Genomic DNA, 15,616 nt, shown 5'->3' with positions numbered 1-15,616 from the left:
GAAAGAACTCTGAAAAAAGCATATGTTACTGAACGCAGATTGCAAGCTACGGCGCATTTCTGGCGCGCGAAGGCGGTCTTTACTGTTTGGCCTGTTACGTTTTTCAAGTTTCTGTTTTATCCGCTTAGCGAAGCCCGCCACAGCCTTTCCCGAACAAGTACAAACTTCCGCGCTCTCTTGGCGCACGTCGAAATCAGAGGGAAGGCATGAGCTAGTGGCCGTCGAACACGAGCTTTACGGCCGCGTCCGCCTGAGTTTCCTCGATGGGCGGCCGATAGCGGCGTAGTAGACGCGTCTTATCATCACCCGCGTCTGCTGAGCCCGCTCTCGGTTTCCCACTGCGGATGCCCGCCGTCGCAAGGCTCGCGCCTCAGTGTTGAACGGGCCGCATCGATGATCCCATTGGCCGAATTACCGCGGCCGCTCGCGCCTGGATTCTCGCCGCAGACGAAGTCGTTTTATGTGGACTGGTTGCGCAGTCGTACCCGTTCATTTGCTCATCGATGACAAAGTCTGCGACTCTCATCGCGTCCATCGAGTTACCGTCGACGTCGTACCACTGACGAGTCGCGCGATTAACTTTGGTTAATGCGTCGACAGCAAGTAGTACGGCGTCAGTCTCGGTGATCTTGCCTTCAAGATCATCCGCCAGGTAATCCGCAACACGTAGAGCCGCATTGATTAGATTGCTGTCGTCAATCAGGTCCGTCAATACCGCATAAACCACGGCGAGGCAGGCATTTTTGCGTGCAAGTGCGATATCTGTCATGAGGTTCTCCAGAGCCGAGGTGACTGGTTAGCGAACTTTGGCGGCCGCGTCGTAGAACAAAGCGAGCGCTACGCAGCCGTCACTACTACGGCAACGGCGATATCGGGTGCAAACACAATTTACTCCGAGTTTTCCGACGTGCATATCGAATGCGCCCCCGGCGAGGCCGCCACAGCATTTGTGGCGCTATAGGGCACTTTATAGTGCAAAGGGGGCGACTTCCATCATGAATTTTCTAGTGGTTACCGCTTCGCCCATTTTGGTTGCACTGCATTCAAGCCCGTCCGTTCGGGCTCGAAACAATTCCGCGACAGGTGCACCGGCGGCTGCAGAGCATCCCGACGAAATCTTGAGGATGCGCCAACAGGTGGCCGCGGCCAATCGTGGGTACAGCAAGCAGGTAGCCGCCGCTAAAAAATTTTCGATGAAAAAAGGCAGCGGCCAAAAAAGAGCGCGATGCTGCCACAGCGGCTTTCCGCAGCGATCCCCAAAGCGCTACCGTGCGCTACGCCCTAGTATGCAAGTGCGGTCAGCCGTGCTGCCATCGAGGCCGCCCACGGCATCCAATCGCAAAACGGCTCATCCGGGCGCGGCGCGCCCGAAAGCGCCAGTTCCACAGCGTCGCAAAACGAGGTCACCCGGCTAGCAAGAGCGAGGAGACGCTGACGTTGACCAGCAGGATGCACCTCGTTCGAGATGCCTTGCTCGACCCGCAACGTTGACTATCCTTGGCTTAAGTTCGATGAAACTCAAACGGGAACAGATCCTCGACAAAGTATGCGACGTCGGAACTCGGCTTGTGGTGATGTATCGCTGCGGCGATCGGCAAGGAATTGTCGACGATTCCGGAATGATTCTCCGGTCGACAAATGCTCGCGCAATCGGTCGAAACCTTTGGTGAACGACTAACTCTGCGACTGCCAGTAGAATGCCGTTCCGGCGCTCCTGCTGCCCCCCATGCGAACAAAGCTGTCTGTCCAGTGCCCGAGGTTTGCTCCAGCGAAGGGTTCGACCGCCACTGGGCAAGCATAGGACGAAGGCCCTATGCCGTCATCCACCCGGTGACACCTATAATCCGACAAGGCTACTGCGCCGATTCTCGCGAGTTAAAACTCATTGGATAATCGGTGAGCTGGGTGTCAGCGCGCCGCGTCCTGAAGACGAGGTCGTGAGTTGCGTGCCAGCGTAGGTAGCTGATACAGCCGGTGGCCGTCGCAGATCCTGACTGTATCGAAAGCGTGAACGACAAAATAATCTCTACCTCGCGGTGGTGCACTCGTATTCTCACCTCCCTCGGGAAAGGAAACATGTTGCGAAGACCCGGTGATCGGGTGGGTTTTAGCCAGCGTGTTGCGGGTGCGTATGCGGTGAACTGGCAGTCCATTGATTCGATGGTCTGCCGGAACTAGATCGTTCAGATCGATCGACTTTCCAGGAGGAGCATCCGCTCATTCATGTGCGGCTGCGCATGATGCTCATGCAAGCCCGATAACCCGTTCATTGATCCGCTTTTTACACTCCAGTCGGGAGAGGACATGGATCGCCGCACCACGCGACGGAGATTCCTTCAAGGCATGCTCTTTGGCCTGCGGTTGGTGTGGCCCGTCATGTCAGCCGTGCTCGTGCTGTTTGTCGGGCTCGGCATCATTGTCGGCCTGCGCGAAGGCTGGTCTGTCCAGGAATCGATTTACTTCTCGTTTGTCACCGGCCTGACAATCGGCTACGGAGACCTCGCACCCAAGACCCTTCTCGGGCGCGTGCTCGCCATCCTCATCGGCATGTGCGGCATCATCCTGACGGCGCTGGTCGCTGCCGTCGCCGTCAAGGCAATTACGGCCGCAACCGATGAGTGACACCAGGGGCACCGCGATCAATCGCTGGTGCACCGAAACCGGAGTGACGCAATGACGCTGCTATGGCACGAAATCCGCAAGAGTCCGCTGCTCTGGCTGCTGGTGTTCGTGCCCACAGTGCTCGCTGCGGAGCACCTGCCAAGACCGGCGACGCCGTCGGCGGCCTGCTCAACGCGACACTGGGCAACCTCACCGAACTGGTGATTGCGCTGACCGCCCTGGGCGCGGGGCAGTATATGCTGGTGAAGGCATCGATTGCTGGTGCCATCGTCACCAACACCTTGTTCATGCTCGGCGCTTCCCTGCTTCTGGGCGGCATGCGCTATCACACGCAGGATTTCAACGCGGCTAGCGCCAGGCTCCAGGCGGGCCAGCTGTTCCTGGCCACGATCGCGCTGCTCGTGCCCTCGCTGGCTTCTGGCACGGGCGAAGCGCCGGGGCAGGCGTTCCTGCAGCAACTCAGTGTGTGCCTCGCAATCGTGCTCATCGTAACCTATGCCCTGGGCCTGGTTTTCTCGCTGAAGACCCATAGGGAGTTCTTCGGTTCGGTCAGGCATGGCGACGTAAAGGGCGAGGAGGACGGCGAGCCTTGGCCGCTGAGGCTGGCGATCTGCATCCTGGGCGCCGTCACGGTGCTCGTGGGGCTGGTCAGCGAGATCTTCGTGGCGTCGGTGCAGGAAGCTGCGGTGGCTATGGGCATGACCGACACCTTCGTCGGTTTCGTCGTCGTGGCACTGGTGGGGGCCGCCGCCGAGATGACCGCGGCCTTCTCCGGCGCCCGCAAGAACCGCCTGGACTTGAGTGTCGGCATCGCGCTAGGCAGCGCTACCCAGATCGCACTGTTCGTGGCACCCGTGCTCGTGCTCGCCAGCTACTTTCTCGGCCCGGCGCCCATGACCCTGCAGTTCTGGCCGGGCGCCGTCGCGATGATGTTTCTTGCCACGCTCACCGTCTCGCTCGTGTGCAATGGCGGGCGCAGCGCATGGTTCCTGGGGGTGCTGGTCATCGCGGTCTATCTCACGTTTGCGACGACGCTGTACCTACTGCCGCCGATACTCTAACGAACGCTATCGGAATACTTTACGGCTGCGCAGCCACGTTTCGCTCGCCGCGGCGGCGCAGCTGTCCGACTCTGGCAGTCACGGGAGCAGCGCCATACGGCATGTCGCGTGGCTGAAGTTCCTGCTCAAGATCGATCGCGAGACGCCCAGGGACAAGACGCTGCATCTGATCGCCGACAACTGCGCCACGCACAAGCACCCCGCGGTGCAGCAGTGGCTGGCGTGCTTCCTGCATGCGCACATGCTTCTGATACTGCAACGGACTCATCGCCGTGACTGCGCGGAAATGGCGATTGAGCGAGGGAACGCTCATGTGCACAGTCGCTGCGAGCGTCTCTGACGAGTACGGTTCGTCGAAGTGGCTGCGAATCCAGCGGATGGCATCTGCGATCTGCGCAGTGCGACCGCTGTCTGCGAACGACTGGCGAAGCATGGGGCCGTGCTGCCCGTGCAGTAACCGGTAGAAGATTTCGCGCGTGATCAGGGGTGCGAGTGTGGTGATCATCGCTGGCTCGTCCAGTAAACGCACGAGACGAGAACATGAACCGCCCCGGATTCCCGGGACGGTTCAGGTTTGCGCTTCGGGAGGTCTATGAGACGTCCCGCCAGCAATATATAGAACGCTCAGGAGGCTTTCTCGTACAAGGCTACAGCGAGTGGTTGAGACTTTACGCATTCGCTGTGGTTGCGCATCCGGCGCATGGCAAGCTGCCCGATTTCGATGTCGACGCCTTCAGCGTCGCATCGGAACGGGGAAGTCCCCTCACATTCTGAATTGCCCCGATCTCCCAAGCGTGCCCGCCTCCGCGACGCAAAACCGACCCATGTCGATCATGGGCAATCGCCCCAGCGTCTGCGCGAACCGATACGCGGCCTCCGGGCCGAAGCGGGTCGCTGTCTTTTTTGAATCTACCTCTGCTCATTCAGCGCTCATTCTGCATGGTCAAGATAGCTCATCTGACCATTTAAGAGGTACCCAGAATGTTCACGAAGATACTCGTCGCAATCAGTGCAAGTCCCGCGGATACTATCCTCGCATCCGCCATTGAAGCCGCACGAAAGTACGACGCGCAAATCGTCGCGCTCCACGTAGTCGACCTGACGCCCTGTTTGATTGGCGCCGCCGACTGTTACGTCGACCTGATCGTCGAGTCAATGGAGGAGCATGGCCGCCAGGTGATCACACGTGCCAGGGACGTGCTGGACGGTCAGGCGCGTTCAGTCGAAGTCCGCATGATGACGTTGCCGCTAACGAGAATGACGATCGGGCGCGCGATCGCTTCTGTTGCCGAAGAGACGGCGGCGGACCTGATTCTTCTCGGTGAACGGAATACGTCCTGGTGGAACTGGTTGAACGAAGACGTGGCGGCGGAGGTCGCACGCTGTTCCGGCAGGCCAGTCCAGATCGCGGCACGGCCGCGCGTCGAACGCTATACCGCCTCGCTCGACAAGTCGCAAAGGTCGATGCCGTTCCTGGCGTCCGTCAACAAGTGATCAGGCGTCGGGCTCTCGCGAGTGAAATCGACGAGAGCCTGATCGATATCCACATACGGCGCTTACGAGGTTTGTATGCAGCGAACGCCTGCGTCGGATCATCCCGGTGCCGAACCGCTCGATCGGCGGCACGAGCTGTCCGCGTTTGCTCATTCGGGATCGATCACGTGAACTTCGGCTTCTCGACCTGTTCCGCAAACGCAGCGCCGCTTACCGGCAAGCCTGAATAAGTCACGGTCGCCGTGGTGCTGCGCTCATCCGTTGCAACGGGACCGCTGCCCGCTTGTCGCGAAGGAAAAATCACATCGACCAACCGGTCCACGAAATAGAAGAACTTATCCGAAGCATATCCGGCCACGAACGCGACTCCCAGCGGCGAAATGTTCTTGCCGCCCTGAACAAGGTCGCTGAATAACCCAATCGCTATCCCGACAATGATGGCGCACGTGACATGCGAACGGTTCCCCACCTTCGAGTACTCGGGATGAAACCGGCTCGTCTCACACTCGATTTTTATCTTCCTCAGGATCGCCGCGCATGCGCCTAGCCACGCGTAAACCACGGGAAGGACAAAGCCGGTCAACGCGCCGACAAAGGAAAGGATGATCTCGCGCCCATACAGCGCCATTGCCCGGATGTCCTGATAGGCAGCGATCTTGACGAATCCGTCTTTTATCACACCCTCCGGATGGAGTGAAAAGTCATCGTCCTTGTCTTTGTCCTTGCCCTCGTTGACGACCGGTTGCAGCATCGGCACCTTGATTTCCAGACTGTCGCGAATCCGTTTCTGGTCACAGATCCAATCCGATGCTACGGGAGACGAAGCCGCGTTGACCGGAACGAGCACCGCTTTCGGCGCGGTTTCGGGACAATCCGGATCACGATCCGTGTACCGGTTGGTCACGGATAGATTCAGCACCCGTCCGATCAGCCGGATGCGATGGACATCGTTGAATAGCTGCCTGTTGTTGGTCGCGAATTGTTGCAGATTCTCTTTGATCTGCAACGCGGGCTGCGAGTTGCTCAACGCATACAATTCGTTGCTCGCCTTCTCTCTCGCGTCGATCACCTCGGGCGTAGCGTTGCCCGATTCGAAAGTCTCCTGATAGGCGGATCCCAGCAGCGCGCGAAGTTCACGGTCGGTCTTCTGCTTCGACACCACAATGTTCTCGCCGTAGCTCACCAGTTGATTGTGCAGCGCCATCGAGCCGGCGTCGTTGAGCTGAACGGTATGCAGCACGTCGTCAGACACCTGATTGACCGTGAAAAGCAGGCACGAGAGCGAAACGACAGCGAAGGTCAGCACCACGGCGGACCACGTATAAATCCGGATCGCCCGACGCGCGCCGCGTCTCGCTTCGCCGCCCGCCGTTTCCGCGACCACCGGTAGTGTGCTGCTCGCCAGGCGATCCACGGCCGGGTAGAAAGCCGACTCGACATCCGCGTCCCAAGTCCCCTGCTTCTGTGCGGCTCGCGCTCGCGAGAAAACCGCGATGTCGGCGGGCGTGAGGTTATGCCCGGAAAAAGCGGCGTACGACGCGAGTTCATCGGCGCGGCGCAAGTCTTCGGCAACTTGCGCATTGGGATATCGCACCTGCTTCACGAGCCGCATCAGCGTTCGGTCGAGCGCGATTTCGAGAGCTTCCGAACCGGTGAAATGCCATATGGCGTGGCGCGCGCGTCTGACAACTGCGATGTCCGCGGGGTCGATCTCGATACCGCCTTCGAACGCCTGCGCGATCAACCGCTCGGCCTCGGAAATCTTCGCTTTGAGCGCGCGCCGCAGTAACCAGCATTGACGCGTCGCATCGCCAAGCGCCTGTCCGACCTTCTGATCGTCGCTCATCATGTCCTCCGCCGCGGCCGCCAGGCCAGCTGTGCCCCGAGGTTATGCGGTCCCTGCACTCTCCAGATCGACGCTTCGGTCTTCCGGAGGCGAAACTGTGGCGGGATAGTACTGGAGAAGATCGGACACGCAAGCATGGCGAAACCCTTCCCACCGCGAGCAGGTCAAGCGCATTGATTGGACGAACGATGTATTGCGCATTTGAACAGGAATGGAAAATGGTCCCGTATTTATGCATATACAGATAAACGAATCGACTGCATCTGCTTTTGACAGTATGGACTCCTAGTATTAGCGACCACGCTAGACCACATACAAAACTTCTCAAACCGATCGTCCGTATGATCGCCGCTCGCGGCCAATTTGAGCTGGCGGAAAAAGAATGTGAGGTAGCACACACAGCGTTGAAGTTTTGTGTTTCAGACCTTTACGCAGCGCTTATTGTTTTCTTGCAGGTACCAGACTCAACGCAACGTGCGGCAATCGGAACGCTTCCTGAAACTCGAGCGCCCGCCTCTGACCGCAACGTTGAATCCAACACTCCGCGTGTGATCGGCGCATTGACGTGATGCGCGAAACCCTCAATCGCTTGCAGGAAACGGCTCGTCTTTCGAGCCGCGATGCCTGTGAGTGCTCCCGAACCGGGCCTCGATGTCGTTGCTGATCGATGTCAGGTCTATCGACGCGCGTCGCATTTCGAAACCAGTCAATCGAGCGAGGCAACTTATGCCAACCGGTTCGAACGTTGTCGTCGATATATCCCACCACAACGCCAACGTCGACTTCTCCGCGCTAAAAGCGGCAGGAATAGTCGGCGTCATTCACAAAGCGACACAGGGCGTAACGGGTGTGGATCCGACGTATGCCAGTCATCGCGCAAGCGCACAGCAGCAAGGGCTGCTTTGGGGCGCCTATCATTTCGGCACGGACAGCGACGGGGTGCAGCAAGCCGTTAGCTTCCTCAACGCTGTCGGCGATGTGTCCAACACCCTGATCGCGCTCGATTTCGAATCGAACCCGACGGGACCGAGCATGAGCCTCGAGGAAGCACGCGCGTTTGTCACGCACGTCGCGTCAGCGACTGGCCGATACCCGGGATTCTATTCGGGCCACGATATCAAGCAGCTACTCGGAACAGGCACCGACACGGTGCTATCCAACTGCTGGTTCTGGCTGGCGCAGTACGGACCGACCGCCGTGGTGCCGGCGAACTGGACCCGCTGGACGCTGTGGCAATACACCGACGGCGCACTCGGGCCGCCGCCTACGGAAATACCAGGCGTTGGCCGGTTCGACCGCGACATCTTCAACGGCAACGAGGACGAACTGCGCTCCTTCTGGGGCACATGAGCATCCTATGCACGGGTACGCTCAGCCGCCGATTGTTCGCGTGGTGCTGTGGACACTGCTCACTTGCCTGACCGGTGCCTGCGCGGACCACACGCCGGCCGGTAACGATTGTCCGTCGACTTGCGGGCCAGCGGTTCGATCTGTTCCGCTCGAAATCACGGTGCCCGTCGGCGCGAGCGCCGACGCTATCGTGGTCAGCGGCCAGCTTCGTCACAACGCGGATAGCGTCGGCTATGCCTTCTCCGCTCGCTCAGGCATGCGTCTGGAATGGTCGTTCTCCGGGCCGCCCGCGCATATGGTGCTGACCTATCCGGATGGCGACTCGGACGGCCCCTTTCTGCCACCCGCCATTACGCTGCCTGGTTCCGGCCGATATGTACTGGCTCTGTCCGCCGACACGATGGCCGAGGGCGCAGACGGTCGGTTTCGCCTGACGTTGCGGCTATTACCGCCGGATTGATTCAGCGAGTGCTCAGATAGAACCGCTACGTTCCAATGTGCAATCCAAACCTCGACCTTCTGAACAACACGCGTTATCACACGCAACGGCCAGATCAGGAACATCTGCCGTTTGTTCTTCCGCCCTTGATCGGGCTGCCGCAGAGTCGCGGTCGGACTTATCGTCCCCGGAATGCATCAGCCCGGATGGCGGTTCGTCCCGTCCTTGGGAGTCATGCCATGTCGATCTTCTGGCGGGCGCTTTGCCTGCTGCTCACCGTCCTTGCGCTGGGGACGGCTGAACCCTGCGCCGCACAGAGTGCGACCGGCGCCAGCGCCGAGGAAGCCGCGTCGCCAACGCTCGTGTTCGATCGCAACCTGCTGCTGGGCATGCTCGGCGCGGCGAATGTGCCTGGTCACGACGATCAGGTTCAGCTCACTCGCGAGCAGGCCATGCGTCTTCTAGGCGGCACTTCCGACGCCCAGCGCAACCGCGTGATGTTCACGCTCATCATCGCCAGCTTTTCGTTCGTCGCGCTGAGCCTCATCATCATGTTGCTCGTGGTCGGACTCGTGCGATGGTCGTTCTGGAGACGGGCGTCGCTGGAAGGGCCGCATAAATGGCGCACCTATCTGCTGCAGTTGCCGCTCGGCGCTCCAGAAGGCAGTGTGCGGGCGCTTCTTTCACTCTTCGTCGTGGTGTTCGGCTTTCTCGTCATTGCGCTGCAAGGCTATCTCAGCCTCGGCAATACGGAAGCGATCGCGGGTTTTGTCGGCGCGGTGATCACGTTTTACTTCACCTCGCGCAACAGCGAACAAGCGCGCAAAGCAATTCTCCAGGCGCACGCCGCCGCCGACGCCACCGCCACCAACGTCGCCAACGTCATTCAGACGGCAGCCGACGCCGCCACGACCGCGCAGCGGGAAAACTCCGACCGCATGACCGCCGTCACGAAGTCGGTGTTCGACAAATCGGCGGAGACCGCGACGATCGCCCTGCGCACCATCGCGGATACCGCGGCGGGCGCGACTGGCGCCAGCGCCGCGGACGCCGCACCGAGCGCGCAGTCGCAGCTGTCTTCACTGCGTGACCGGCTGACGGCGATGCAACAGGTCGCGCGCGGTGTCAGCGATCTCGGACTCGGCGGCGAGACGCTGCCGGCCGCGGCGGCAACCGTTGCGACCGTGAGTGATCTGCTCGGCAAGATTCAACCGCTTCTGAGCGGCAAAGCGGATGCGGCGAGCATCACCGGCGTGTTGCAGGAAGCCGGCGCCAGTTTGCCCACGCTCGAAGCGGCCGGACTGCCGGGGGCGCTGGCGGAGTCGATCGAAGTACTGCGCACGGCGGCCTCGCCGATCCTTGCCGGCTTGCCGGGCGGACCGGTCGGAATCGTCGGCGGCGTGCTCATTGCCGGCATACGGCTCGCTGGGCGTCAACGCGACCTGAACACGTTCAAGGCCGCATTGCTGAGCAAACCATTCGATCCTGTCCTCCTGCCGGACGCGCCGGACGAAGCCCAGGCTGCCGCGGCCTTTGCCATTTCGCCGCTGATGCAGGCGCACTTCCCGAACGCCGACCCGCCCACTCGCCTCGCCCTGATGGCGCTCGCCACACACAAGAATGAGGACGGCACACGCCGCAACGCCGCGGACATCGCGCAGCCCTGCGCGGACGACATCGCGAACCGGACCGCCAACGTGCTGCCGGCGCGCGGGCCCAACACGGAGTTCACGTCGGTTGCGGAGCTCACCCACGCTTTCGACGAATACCTCGGCTCGCTCGTGCATCTCAACGCAAAGCAGGCGCTTCCCGCCGACGCCACCCTTACGGCCGGCACAGCCGACGCCGCACCGCAACCGGGCCTGCAGATGCTCGCCGACGCGGCGCGTCAACTTCTGCCTGATCCGAAGGCCGCCGCGCAACTGGAGCGCCTCGTCTATCTCGGCGAAGCACTCGGCAAACTGCCGATCGACAAGCAGCAGGCAGTCAACCTCGTCACGGATGCGTTGAGCGTGGCCGCACAGTCCGCGCTGGTCCTGACCAGGACCGAGGAATCGCCATGATCACGAAAGCGCTGGCGCGCGGCGCGGCGTTGGTCGCGATCGCGGGTTGCACGACGGGGACGGTGCCGTTCGTCACCGATCCGTCCGTCACTCAGTTGCAACGCATGAAGCAGGCATCGGATAACGCCAGGACAACCGGCAGTCGCGCGCCGTTGCGAGCAATGGCCGCGGAACAGATCAACTGCGAGCGCCGCAGCGATACGCTTTGCGAAGAGCTGTACGGCTATCGGGCCAGCGCCTGCGCGCAATTGACGAACACCGGCGACGCGGCGCAGGACGCGGCGTCGCGTCAGTGTGCGGTATCCGACTACGAGCGGGCGATCGCCCTGCTCCCCGATCCGCCCGCCGACCGGGACCGCACGAAACTGCTGGCCGGTCTTGCCGATGCGCTGAAGACGATGCGCTCGCAACCCGCGCCCGGAACCGATGCCGCGGCGCTTACGCAGCGTTTCGACGACACCGTGGCAAAGCTGCAGGCGCAGCCCGACGGCAAGACCTACGCACGCTACTTCCGGGCGGACGAGCAGGCGGTGCGAGCCATGAATGGCCGCGTGCCGCCCGCCGAGGTGCGCCCTGCATTGCGCAATGCGCGCAGCCAGTTGACACCCGACGCCGGCGCGAGCGCCGACCTGTCGAAACGGATGGGAACGCTGGCGAACTCCATCGATAACTTCTCTGCCGCAAAAGGATGCCCGTGATGCCAACTTTCATGCGAAACCTCTGGCTGACCTCGCCGATGATGCGTGGCGCCGACGTAGCCCAGGCGCAGGCGCAACTCGTCAAGATGGGCAGCAAGCTCGTCAGCGACGGCTTGTTCGGCCGCGCAACCAGCGACGCCGTGGTCGATTTTCAGACGCACAACCGCGCGCTCGTCGCCGATGGCGTGCTCGGCCGCCAGACCTGGGCGATGCTATTTGGCGAGACCGCACCGGTGCTGCCCGACCGCACCGCAAGCGATATTCTGAGCGCCGACCAGCTGACGCGGCTCACGCAGCCGCACCGTTATTTCTCGTCGAGCGAGCTGTGGCGGCTCAGCCATGACGGTATCACCCTGCAGACCGAGGCCAATGCAAGTTGCACGGATGCGGACCACGCGCAGGCACTGAAGGTCTTCACCGAACAGAAGGAGGCGCTCGCCACGATCCTCAGCAAAGTCGCCGTGCCGATCGAACTGGTGATCGCGTGCATCTGCGCGGAGAGCGGCGGCCGCGTGAAAGCGGAGCGGCGCGAACCCGGCTGCAGCAAGGTGGACCCGGCGCTCACGCCCGGGCGCGTGTCCGTGGGTCTGATGCAGACGCTGCTCGGCACGGCGCGCGATGCGCTGCGCCGCCCGGCACTGGCTCTCGACGACCTGTGCGATCCGCTTATCTCCATCGAAGCCGGCGCGACTTATATCTGGCGGCAGGCGCGTCTGACCGGTTTCGATCCGCCACTCGTCGCGGCGGCTTACAACGCGGGCGGACTGCGCTTTAACGACAGCCCGACGAATCGCTGGAAGCTCGTTCAATATCCGGTCGGTACGTCCGCGCATGTGGACCGTTTCGTCGGCGCGTTCAATGCCGCCATGCGTCTGGACGATATCGCCACGCTCAACGCGTCGCTTGGCAACCGGCTGCCGAGTTTGCGCAACCTGCTGCCGTGAGCGACGCCGCCAGCGGCCCTTCGACTCGCTACGCGCCGGCCAGCCTGCGCGCGAGCGTATCGGCCACGGTGGCCAGGTGCGGTTCGACAACCAGATCGGTATGGGCGCCGTCGATGGTCTTCACCAGCAGCCCACTGTTTGCCACGCGCTGCCAGGCCGGCAATGGATCGCCCTGCCCGCCCTCCCTGGCGGAAGCGCGCACGTAGACGATCGGGCTGCCGAGATAGCGGCGCGGGCGGTACGTCGCCATCGCGACGCGCATCGACTCGCGTACCTGCCGCAGTGCCGGCGGCAGCCCCTGCGTATCGGCGGCCGGCCTCGCGGCCATCTTGCCGAGCCGCATGCGAATCCGGTCGGCGGCTCCGAACACCCGCTCCTTCATATAGGCGACGCGACTTCGTGTGGAAAGCGTGCGGAACGCTCGCACGCGCTCAGCCATGACTTCGCACTGGAAGGACAACCACTCGTGCCACGGCAAATAGCGTTCGTCCACGTAGGTATCCAGCAGGCACAGCAACTCGATCTTCTCGCCCGCCGCGACAAGTTGCTGCGCTATCTCGAACGCGACCAGGCCGCCAAACGAATAACCGACCAGCGCATACGGGCCGCTCGGCTGCACCGCGCGCATCTGCTGGACATACACCCTCGCCATCTCCTCGACGCTTCGCTGCGGCTCCTCTTCGCCATCGAGCCCGCGCGCCTGCAGACCGTACACGGGCCGCTCGTTTTCCAATGCACCGGCCAGCGTCAGGCATTCCATCACTGAACCCGTGATGCTATGAAGCATGAACACAGGCCTTCCGCGGCCCGCACGCATCGGCACGATGTTGGGATGCGTGTCCTGCGCTCGCTCGCCTGTGATAACGGCCGCGAGCCGCGCAATGGTCGGCGCGATGATGAGCGTTGCAAGCGGCAGCGTTCGGCCCGTTGCCAGCCGTATTTCGGCGAGCATCTGCGCGGCGAGCAGCGAATGGCCGCCGAGTTCGAAGAAGTTGTCGTCCAGACTGACCGGCGCGAAACTGAAAAGCTGCTCCCAGAGCGCGCATAGATAGACTTCGACCTGTTCGGCCAATTCACCGGGCTCCGGCAACTCGCGACGTGTGCGGGCGAGCGCGGGATGCGCACTGATCTTCTCGACGCATCCGGGGTTCGCCAGCGACGACAGGTTGCGCACCGGCAAACCATTCACTGCATCGCGCGCGGCCGCCTCCGATGGCTTGCCATTGTGCGTGACGGGCAGCGCTTCGACTTCGGCGATCACGTCGGGCACGAGCGCCGCCGAACCCTGCAGCATCAGTTCACGCCGCACGCGCGAAGCGAGTGCGGCGCTCATCTTCGCGCCCCGGCGCAACACGAGCAGCAGCACGACGCGCTGGCCCGATCCGCTCCCGTCATGGGCAGTCTGCGCGACCACCATCGACTGATTGATCTCGCCAATACTGCTGACAATGCGGTAGATCTCGCCGGGGCTGACGTTGATGCCGCGCACATTCAGCACGCCGTCGCTGCGTCCGTGCAGGCGCGCCGACCCCTGCGCCGAAAATTCGATGATGTCGCCGTGCGTCCACACGCCAGGATTCGCCTTGAAATAGGCGGCGTGAAAGCGCGAGCCGTCCGCGTCGCCGAAGAAGCCGAGCGGGCGTGACGGAAACGGATTGACGCAAACCAGCTCGCCGGTCATGGAGGTGGGCTTGCCTTCGTTCCACGCCTGAACATCGAGGCCGAGACTCTTGCACTGCGCTTCGCCCGAATAGACCGGCAGATTCGGATTGCCGAGCACGAAGCAACCGATGATATCCGTGCCGCCGGAAATCGACTGGAGCTGCAGCGGCTTGACATAGGCGCGCACCCATTCGAACTGCGAGTCGTAGAGCACGGCACCGGTCGACATCATCGCGCGCAGCGCGTCCAGCCCGAACTGCTCGCCGGGTTTCAGGCCCGCGTCCTCGCACATCTTCAGATAGGCGGGACTCGTGCCGAACACGGTCACGCGCTCATCGGCGACCAGCCGCCAAAGCGTGTCCACTTCCGCAACCGGTCCGTCGTACGTGACGATCTCGGCGCCCGACGCCAACACCGACAACTGCCAGTTCCACATCATCCACGAGCAACTCGTGTGGAAGTAGAGCTTGTCGCCGGGACCCAGGTCGCTGTGCAACTGATGCTCTTTCAGATGTTCGAGCAAGGTGCCGCCGGCGCCGTGCACGATGCACTTGGGCTTTCCTGTCGTGCCCGACGAGAACATGATGAAAAGCGGATGATTGAACGGAAAGCGCCGCCATTCGAACCGCGCGGCGTCGCCCTGAACGATGAGATCGCGCAGTGAATGCTGAGGCTGGCTCACCGTGCTCGGCAGCGGCGTTTCGTCCAGGCAGACAACGTTCGTGAGCGTCGGCAATGCCGCAGCTACTGCCGCGACGTGCGAAGCGAGCGAGCCGGCCGTATCGAACGAGCGCTGCGTCGTGTGTGCGAACAGCATGCGCGGTTCGAGCGGCTCGAAGCGGTCGAGGATCGCCTGCACGCCGGTCTCAGGCGCCGCGGTGGAGAGCGTCGCGCCCAGCGCCGTCACTGCGAGCGCGGTAACGATTGCGTGCGCGTCGTTGCGCATCATCGCGACCACACGGTCGCCCGGACGCAGACCGAGCTCGTTGAGCGAACAGGCAAGGCGCGCGACACGCTCGCGCAACTCGCCGCGCGTCATCGTTTCGCGGCGGCCATCGGCATAACGCGCGGTGAGTGCCGGCGAGTCGTCCGGCGCGATCTTTCGCCCGAGAACGCTTTGGGCGTAATTCAGCTCGACGTTCGGAAAGAAACGCGCGGTCTCGCATTCGTCGCCGACGCAAACCGGCTCGGCCGCGCCGCCCCATGCCATTCCGTCAGTCCATTGCAGAAAGCACTGCCAGAACCGGCGGAACTCGCGCGTCGAATAAGCATGCAGTTCCGGATAATCCGCGAAACGCTCGCCTGTGAAAGTTTCCAGCGCCGCGGTAAAGCGTGATATTCGTGATTCGGCAACGCGTTCCGGCAAGTTCTGAAATACGGGTTCGCGCGCATACATGCGCATGCTGGCCCCGACGAAATTCTCGTGATTCATCCCGC

At 62.2% G+C, this 15,616-nt stretch carries 11 protein-coding genes and 3 pseudogenes; 10 read left to right on the top strand and 4 right to left on the bottom strand.

Features of this window, described 5'->3' with window-relative positions; translation table 11 throughout:
- Positions 1 to 370: 370 nt before the first annotated feature.
- Entirely contained in the window at positions 371 to 769 is a 399-nt protein-coding gene (locus B0G80_RS43690; protein WP_116123647.1) for a hypothetical protein, read from the bottom strand.
- A gap of 1,535 nt (positions 770 to 2,304) precedes the next feature.
- Between B0G80_RS43690 and B0G80_RS43680 the strand changes: the two genes are divergently transcribed.
- From B0G80_RS43680 to B0G80_RS47635, 3 genes and pseudogenes are all read left to right on the top strand, one after another.
- Entirely contained in the window at positions 2,305 to 2,622 is a 318-nt protein-coding gene (locus B0G80_RS43680) for a potassium channel family protein (protein ID WP_181916827.1), read from the top strand.
- A 62-nt stretch (positions 2,623 to 2,684) separates the two neighbouring features.
- Positions 2,685 to 3,683: a calcium/proton exchanger gene (cax, locus tag B0G80_RS43675; RefSeq protein ID WP_116123644.1), complete on the top strand. Its 999-nt coding sequence runs from the start codon at positions 2,685 to 2,687 to the stop codon at positions 3,681 to 3,683.
- 97 nt (positions 3,684 to 3,780) lie between these two features.
- Positions 3,781 to 3,927, top strand: a pseudogene (locus tag B0G80_RS47635) (IS630 family transposase); the annotation flags it as partial.
- A gap of 15 nt (positions 3,928 to 3,942) precedes the next feature.
- Here B0G80_RS47635 and B0G80_RS47630 read toward each other — a convergent pair.
- A pseudogene (locus B0G80_RS47630) lies at positions 3,943 to 4,212 on the bottom strand (AraC family transcriptional regulator N-terminal domain-containing protein); the annotation flags it as partial.
- Positions 4,213 to 4,256: 44 nt separating this feature from the next.
- Between B0G80_RS47630 and B0G80_RS47625 the strand changes: the two are divergent.
- Together B0G80_RS47625 and B0G80_RS43660 are read left to right on the top strand one after the other, a co-directional pair.
- Positions 4,257 to 4,457 (top strand): annotated as a pseudogene (locus B0G80_RS47625) (hypothetical protein); the annotation flags it as partial.
- A 207-nt stretch (positions 4,458 to 4,664) separates the two neighbouring features.
- Positions 4,665 to 5,177, top strand: a complete 513-nt coding sequence (locus B0G80_RS43660; RefSeq protein ID WP_116123642.1) for a universal stress protein — start codon at positions 4,665 to 4,667, stop codon at positions 5,175 to 5,177.
- A gap of 163 nt (positions 5,178 to 5,340) precedes the next feature.
- Here the strand turns inward: B0G80_RS43660 and B0G80_RS43655 are convergent, their stop codons facing one another.
- The gene (locus B0G80_RS43655) at positions 5,341 to 7,026 is read right to left on the bottom strand and encodes a hypothetical protein (protein ID WP_116123641.1); all 1,686 of its coding nucleotides are present in this window, start codon (positions 7,024 to 7,026) and stop codon (positions 5,341 to 5,343) included.
- A 723-nt stretch (positions 7,027 to 7,749) separates the two neighbouring features.
- Between B0G80_RS43655 and B0G80_RS43650 the strand changes: the two genes are divergently transcribed.
- The 5 genes from B0G80_RS43650 to B0G80_RS43630 all read left to right on the top strand — a co-directional run bounded on the left by B0G80_RS43650 (position 7,750) and on the right by B0G80_RS43630 (position 12,517).
- Positions 7,750 to 8,373 carry a glycoside hydrolase family 25 protein gene (locus B0G80_RS43650; RefSeq protein WP_116145405.1) on the top strand — a complete coding sequence of 208 codons (624 nt, stop codon included), beginning with the start codon at positions 7,750 to 7,752 and terminating at the stop codon, positions 8,371 to 8,373.
- 7 nt (positions 8,374 to 8,380) lie between these two features.
- Positions 8,381 to 8,833, top strand: a complete 453-nt coding sequence (locus tag B0G80_RS43645) for a hypothetical protein (protein ID WP_116123639.1) — start codon at positions 8,381 to 8,383, stop codon at positions 8,831 to 8,833.
- A gap of 218 nt (positions 8,834 to 9,051) precedes the next feature.
- Positions 9,052 to 10,875: a hypothetical protein gene (locus B0G80_RS43640; RefSeq protein WP_116123638.1), complete on the top strand. Its 1,824-nt coding sequence runs from the start codon at positions 9,052 to 9,054 to the stop codon at positions 10,873 to 10,875.
- The gene (locus tag B0G80_RS43635; RefSeq protein WP_116123637.1) at positions 10,872 to 11,573 is read left to right on the top strand and encodes a hypothetical protein; all 702 of its coding nucleotides are present in this window, start codon (positions 10,872 to 10,874) and stop codon (positions 11,571 to 11,573) included. The genes B0G80_RS43640 and B0G80_RS43635 overlap by 4 nt, the downstream gene beginning before the upstream one ends.
- Complete coding sequence (locus B0G80_RS43630) at positions 11,573 to 12,517, top strand: peptidoglycan-binding protein (RefSeq protein ID WP_181920193.1); 945 nt, start codon at positions 11,573 to 11,575, stop codon at positions 12,515 to 12,517. Before B0G80_RS43635 ends, B0G80_RS43630 begins: the two co-directional genes overlap by 1 nt.
- Positions 12,518 to 12,545: 28 nt before the next feature.
- Here B0G80_RS43630 and B0G80_RS43625 read toward each other — a convergent pair whose 3' ends face one another.
- Entirely contained in the window at positions 12,546 to 15,611 is a 3,066-nt protein-coding gene (locus B0G80_RS43625; protein WP_116123635.1) for an acetoacetate--CoA ligase, read from the bottom strand.
- Positions 15,612 to 15,616 lie beyond the last annotated feature (5 nt).

Origin of the sequence: Paraburkholderia sp. BL6669N2 (genome assembly GCF_003387275.1) — a bacterium.
Classification (GTDB): Bacteria; Pseudomonadota; Gammaproteobacteria; order Burkholderiales; family Burkholderiaceae; genus Paraburkholderia.
This window is presented reverse-complemented; position numbering and strand designations above follow the sequence as displayed.